7 protein-coding genes are annotated in these 5,935 nt (G+C 46.5%); 4 read left to right on the top strand and 3 right to left on the bottom strand.

Annotated features, from left to right (window positions below):
* From VN105_RS27995 to VN105_RS27985, 3 genes are all read right to left on the bottom strand, one after another.
* Window positions 1-416 (bottom strand): RNA polymerase sigma factor (locus VN105_RS27995; RefSeq protein ID WP_325646488.1); only part of this gene is annotated, 416 nt, incomplete at its 3' end.
* A gap of 103 nt (window positions 417-519) precedes the next feature.
* A complete protein-coding gene (locus VN105_RS27990) occupies window positions 520-1,032 on the bottom strand; it encodes a hypothetical protein (RefSeq protein WP_325646486.1) in 513 nt (170 codons plus the stop codon).
* A gap of 97 nt (window positions 1,033-1,129) precedes the next feature.
* On the bottom strand, window positions 1,130-1,987 hold the full coding sequence (locus VN105_RS27985) for an AraC family transcriptional regulator (protein WP_325646484.1): 858 nt from the start codon (window positions 1,985-1,987) through the stop codon (window positions 1,130-1,132).
* Between the two features lie 125 nt (window positions 1,988-2,112).
* Between VN105_RS27985 and VN105_RS27980 the strand changes: the two genes are divergently transcribed.
* The 4 genes from VN105_RS27980 to VN105_RS27965 all read left to right on the top strand — a co-directional run.
* The gene (locus VN105_RS27980; RefSeq protein ID WP_325646482.1) at window positions 2,113-3,642 is read left to right on the top strand and encodes a sodium:solute symporter; all 1,530 of its coding nucleotides are present in this window, start codon (window positions 2,113-2,115) and stop codon (window positions 3,640-3,642) included.
* A 20-nt stretch (window positions 3,643-3,662) separates the two neighbouring features.
* A complete protein-coding gene (locus VN105_RS27975; RefSeq protein WP_325646481.1) occupies window positions 3,663-4,607 on the top strand; it encodes a dihydrodipicolinate synthase family protein in 945 nt (314 codons plus the stop codon).
* A gap of 87 nt (window positions 4,608-4,694) precedes the next feature.
* On the top strand, window positions 4,695-5,291 hold the full coding sequence (locus VN105_RS27970; RefSeq protein ID WP_325646479.1) for a sigma-70 family RNA polymerase sigma factor: 597 nt from the start codon (window positions 4,695-4,697) through the stop codon (window positions 5,289-5,291).
* Between the two features lie 277 nt (window positions 5,292-5,568).
* Window positions 5,569-5,935 (top strand): hypothetical protein (locus VN105_RS27965; protein WP_325646477.1); only part of this gene is annotated, 367 nt, incomplete at its 3' end.

The following is a 5,935-nucleotide window of genomic DNA, read 5'->3' as shown; positions in this document are numbered from 1 at the left end:
AATCCTTCAAAGCGGCTGAGTTTAAAAACATTTTTCCGGATGGGTGATAGTTGTTCTATACTGTTATACACCCGGGTGAGTTCCTCCTTCACCGTGATGTCTGTTTCTACATGCCAGTTGGTGTTATCCCGTACCAGTATTTCGGTGTGGCGGTTGCGTACCTGTTGTTTGCGCAGCAGGTCGGTCATCACGCTTTTGCCTATACGAAATAACTGTGTGGAGATGCTGAAGTTTACAGAAAGTTTTTCCCGCTTTTCCCATAGAAGGATGAAGGTAAGTTGCACAGTTTCTTCCGCTATGTATACAGAGTGTGTACATTTCAAAACGTAGAAGTAAAGTTTTGTGTGGTACTGTTGGTATACCAGTTTAAAACTTTCGATATTCCCATTGATAATATCCTGTACAATACTTTCCATAATTGCCAGCAAATATCTGATCAGCCTAAACAAGATACAAGGAATTACCGATTATATTATTGTTATTTTCCACAATAGCATACGATATCTCCGGCGGTTCTTTTTATTTCTTCAGTTTTAATACAAGCGGTACAGTAGCTACACCGGGGATTGTTACCGTAAGGGAAAGATCCAGGTTGGTACTACTGATATCTTCGATCCAGTGCGGATCATTTTCACTTTTTGCAGAAACGAGTTTCAACACGGAATCATGTACATCCAGGTCCCAGGTGCCGCTGTTGCCCGCTACCGGTAGTATGAGGGTAGTGCAACCTTCAATGGCAAAGGAGCCGTCTTCGTTGAAGCGGTAGGTGTTATCCGCGGTACAGGTGAACAGTTCGCCGCCGGGTCCCAGCAGGGGAGCCAGTGCAAGGATACTGGTGCCTTTGGGAATGTTTTGTTTATTCAGTTTAACGTCTACAGCCAGTACAATGTCCTGTTGCTTCCAGGTACCCTTCACCAGGTCGTATTTGGGCGATTTTTCTGGTGTTGCAGGCTTATCTTTTTTACAGGCTCCTGTAAGTAAACAAAATACAGGCAGCAGAAGGAATAGATAACGGGGGATAAAAAAGCGCATGAGTGTTGGTATTAAATGATGGAAGGAGTTTCGTTCCTTCTATATATTCGTTTTGAAACGCCACATCCCTCACTGCTTAACAATTGGTTAATATCATTTACCCTTTGTCCCTGAATTTTTTGGGCGATACCCCCATGATCAGTTTAAAGGACCTGGAAAAGGTGTACTGGTCGGGGTAGCCCATTTCCCTGGCAATTTCCTTTACGGTAAGGTGGGTATCTTTCAGCAGCTGGCTGGCCTTTTGCATCCGAAGCGAGGTAAACAGCTGGATGGGAGAGTAGCGTGTTTTCTCTTTAAAGAGGGCTGACAGGTACGAGGCGGAAATACAGGTTTCCCTGGAAAGGTCGGCCAGGGTGAGGTGTTGATCCAGTTTCTGTTTCATCAGCTGTATACACTGTTCAATAATATTATCGGCGCCCTTCTTCATATAATTGAACACGGTAAGCCGGAAAGTGCCCAGGAAACTATAGAACCGGAAATTGGCATACAGCAGGTTCTCTATATTATTCATGAGGTCGAGATGGTGGAGGATATCATCGAACTGCGCATTACGCCCTACCAGTGGCGGAATCGTATGTGGCTTTAAACCGGTACCAAGATAAGTGTATATTTCATCGGCCAGCTTACCGGAAAACTGTACGGCATAGATCCTCCATGGCTCGTCTGCCGCAGGGCCCGATCTGAAAGCGGCGTCTTTGGGGAAAATGAGGTATTGATTGGATTTGATGGGCGTTTTCTTTTTCCCGGTTTCCAGCCATCCTTTTCCATGTGTTACATATAATAAGGTGTACACAGGAATGCCTTTAGGCTCACTGATTTCCCTGGCGGCATTTTCGGGGTAAAGCCCGATAGTGGTAATGAAAAGGTTCTTTCCAAGCGGATGCTTTTCCAGCTTGCGTTTCAGGTGATCAGGTAAGTTCCAGGTGGTCGGTGTGTTGGCTGCCAGGTTGTTCATCGTAATAGTAATTTAAGCTATTCTTTTCATAACATTCAACATTGTTTGATCCGTAAAAAATAGCAATCTTCGTGTAACGGCTGTAATATTTTTATCCACGTATTGAAATTTGTTTATCTATCGTTATGCATCAACTGCCAATAATTGATCTGGCTGTAATCGCCATTTACCTGCTATGTATGATCGGAGTAGGGGTATGGTTTTCACGGAAGAACGGCAACGCGGCACAATTTACCACAGCATCCGGAACCATACCGGGCTGGGCTTTGGGGCTTTCGTTGTATGCAACGTTTTTAAGCAGTAATACTTTTCTCGGCGTACCGGGAAAATCATTTGGCAGTAACTGGAATGCGTTTGTATTCAGTTTGTCGATGCCGCTGGCGGCATTTGTGGCGGCAAAATATTTTGTACCGTTTTACCGCCGCAGCGGGGAAGTAAGCGCCTATACACACCTGGAGCATCGCTTTGGTCCATGGGCCAGAACCTATGCCATGGTTTGTTTTATCCTGATGCAGCTGGCAAGGATGGGCTCTATTTTTTTCGGGGTAGCGCTGGCATTACAGGCGCTCACCGGTTTGGAAATGCGTACTATCATGACCGTTACAGGCATCTGTATTATTATATATACCGTACTGGGTGGCATGGAAGCAGTGATATGGACAGAAGTATTGCAGGGCATCGTAAAAACTGCCGGCGCTATCGTGATCCTGTGGCTGGTAATTACAGGAATGAATAATGGGGTGAAAGATATTTGGCAGATAGGAATAGCAGATGGGAAGTTTTCCCTGGGAAGCTTCTCCCTGCGGGATTTCAACAACTCTACATTTTGGGTGGTGTTCCTGTATGGGTTCTTTATTAACCTGAACAACTTCGGGATGGATCAGAACTATGTGCAGCGCTATCATACCGCCCGTTCAGAAAAAGAAGCGTCGCGCAGCATATGGCTTTGTGTGTACTGGTATGTGCCCGTAAGCATGGTGTTCTTTTTTATAGGCACTGCTTTGTATGCGTATGCGCAACAGCACCCGGAAGCATTGCTGGCGCTGAAACAGCAGGTGGCTGCAGAAAGACAGGTACCATTATCCTCCCTGCAACCGGCAGATTACGGCGATAAGGTGCTGCCCTGGTTTATGGTGAGTAAAGTGCCAAAAGGACTCATGGGCCTCATTGTAGCGGCCATCCTTTCTGCTGCCATGAGCACCGTGAGCAGTGGTATGAACAGTACAGCTACTGTTTTTCTGAAAGATATTTACCAGCGCTATGCCGATCCGAAAATCACTCCTGCGCGGGAGATGCGGGTATTGTATATCGCTACTACCTTATCGGGTTTGCTGGCCATTGTTTTTGGTATTTCCATGATAGGGGTGAAAAGTATCCTGGATGTGTGGTGGGAATTATCCGGCATTTTTGCAGGAGGCATGCTGGGATTGTTTTTGCTGGGTATCATCTCCAAAACAAAAAATACCACGGCGGTTACCGCTACCATCATTGGTATTATCGTGATCCTGTGGATGTCGTTATCAAAATACCTGCCCGCCGGATGGGTGAATCTGCGCAGCCCTTTGCACGCGCATATGATCATCGTGGTGGGTACTTTATCAATATTCCTGGCGGGCACGCTGTTATCACGCCTGCAACGCCTTAAAACTTCCTGATTTTTTTAAACCCGTTTGTTATGCAAAAGAAATTCGTACCGGTGATGATCACCCCTTTTAATTTGAAAGCGCAGATTGATCATGACATGGTGGAACACCTGATAGATTTTTACCTGGAGGCCGGCGTGAAAGGCTTCTTCGCCAATTGCCTGTCGTCTGAAATGTACAGCATCAGCGAGGATGAGCGACTGGCGCTTACTGAACATGTAGTGCGGTATGTGAACGGCCGCGCACCGGTGGTGGCTACCGGTTCATTTGGTCTTACTATAAAAGACAAGGCACTGTTTACGCAAAAGATCTATGATACCGGTGTAGACTCCGTGATCATGATCACCGGGCATTTTGCCAATGTAGATGAACCGGATACGGTATTGCTGCAAAGATTTGAAGAAATGTTTTCGCTCACCGGCAATATTCCTTTAGGCTTATACGAATGTCCTGCACCTTATAAAAGGGTGATCACACCGGAAATACTGCAAACATTGCTGGCAACCAACCGTCTTATTTATCATAAAGATACTTCCTGCAAAGTGGAAAGTGTACGCGCCAAACTGGCGGTAACAGCTGGCAGCCGGCTGGAGTTCTACGATGCACATACGCCCAACGCGGTAGCATCCATGCAGATGGGAGCCGCCGGTATGTCGTCTATCTCCGGAAATTTTTATCCTGAAATACTGGTGTGGTTGTGTAACCACGTAAACGATGAAAGTAAACAGGAAGAGGTGCAATGGATACAGTCTGAATTACAACGGGTAGATCCGCTGATCCACGTTGCTTACCCGTTGAGCGCAAAATATTTCCTGCAGTTAAGAGGGTTCCCGGTGCGTACTATCAGCCGCGCTCATGCGCTGGAACTAACGCCTGAACAAAAGGAAACGCTGCAACAGATCTACCGTGATTTCAAAGGCTGGTGTGAGCGTTTACAGATCCGGGAAGTGGTGTCGGCGCCTTTGCCTTCACATTAAATCGATGTTATTTCTGACAGGAAGTTATGATGGGAACCGGCTAATGTGTAGCTTAGTAAAAGATCCTTATGCTAATTCACATAATAGATGTCAACCAGCCCATACAATCCTCAGCAAGATGAACAGTTCCTGTGGGCCCGGCTCTGTAACGGAGACCGGGAAGCCTTCGGGGAGATATACCGGCGCTATTTCCCGCTGCTGTTCCGGTACTGTGTACGGTTTACAACAGACCGTGCGCTGGTAAAGGATATGTTGCAGGATTTTTTCTCACAACTGTATATACAAAGGGCCGGCCTTTCACTTCCTGTCAACCTCAAAAGCTACCTGATGGTATCCGCCAGGAGAAAACTGTTCCGCTACCTAGATAAGTCGGCCCACGGGCCTTCCAGCCTGGAGGAAGGAACCGCTTCCAACTTCGCCCTTGAAGTTTCCCCTGAAAGCATTCTCATTAACCGGCAACACACCGAACAAACCACCCGCCTGCTGCAACAAAAACTGGATACCCTTACCCTCCGCCAGAAAGAAGCCATCTATCTGCGTTTCTACGAAGGCTTGTCCTACGAAGAAATCGCCGACATCATGGCATTAAAAGAAGTAAAGTACGCCCGCACCTTAATATACCGCGCCATCGCCGAATTAAAGGAACTGTTGGCGCAAAATGAATCGGCTCTGATGCTCCGCTGAGCGCGGATTTTGCCTGACTCGCTGATTATTATGATTTCGCTGATTTCGCTGATTTTATTTTTTGAGATCTTATGAATGATTCGGGGAGATGTATGCGAATCCGCTTATATCTCCCCGGATCATTTAAAATCAGTTATTAAATCCTAAAAATAAAATCAGTGAAATCAGCGAAATCATAATAATCAGCGAGTCAGACAAAATCCGCAAAAAAATATGCTTTTCCGTGAGGGTATTTGCTCAATTCCTGTCTCTTCTTTATTGTACAAGGTACTTTTTTATGAATTATAGTCAATTCGAAGCGGCAGATTTTGCTGGTGACGCTTCATTCCGTGCATGGGTGCTGGAGGGAGCAAATGCTGTTTTCTGGGAAGGCTGGATACTGATGCACCCCGAAAAGGAGGCGGCACTGCAGGATGCGCGGGCGCTGGTACTGGCATTACGGTTCCGCACCAACGAAATAAGCCGGGAAGAAATGGACACAGTTAAAGGCCGGATAGACCAGTTGCTGGACGAACCCGTTATTAAAAAAAATAACGAGCGCCCACGCAGACAATGGTACTATGCCATGGCCGCAGCAGCTGCTGCATTGCTGCTGTTTGCCGGTATCCGGTATATATCGCTGGAGGAAGCGCCTATAGAAAATC

The sequence above is a fragment of the Chitinophaga sp. genome (assembly GCF_035564935.1).
GTDB lineage: Bacteria > Bacteroidota > Bacteroidia > Chitinophagales > Chitinophagaceae > Chitinophaga.
The sequence above is the reverse complement of the archived record's forward strand: the minus strand, read 5'-3'. Positions and strand labels throughout refer to the sequence as shown.

Excerpts from the sequence above, each read along its gene's own strand:
- VN105_RS27970 (WP_325646479.1), top strand. The coding sequence starts at position 4,695 with ATGTCAACCAGCCCATACAATCCTCAGCAAGATGAACAGTTCCTGTGG.
- VN105_RS27980 (WP_325646482.1), top strand. The coding sequence starts at position 2,113 with ATGCATCAACTGCCAATAATTGATCTGGCTGTAATCGCCATTTACCTG.
- VN105_RS27990 (WP_325646486.1), bottom strand. The coding sequence starts at position 1,032 with ATGCGCTTTTTTATCCCCCGTTATCTATTCCTTCTGCTGCCTGTATTT.
- VN105_RS27975 (WP_325646481.1), top strand. The coding sequence starts at position 3,663 with ATGCAAAAGAAATTCGTACCGGTGATGATCACCCCTTTTAATTTGAAA.
- VN105_RS27985 (WP_325646484.1), bottom strand. The coding sequence starts at position 1,987 with ATGAACAACCTGGCAGCCAACACACCGACCACCTGGAACTTACCTGAT.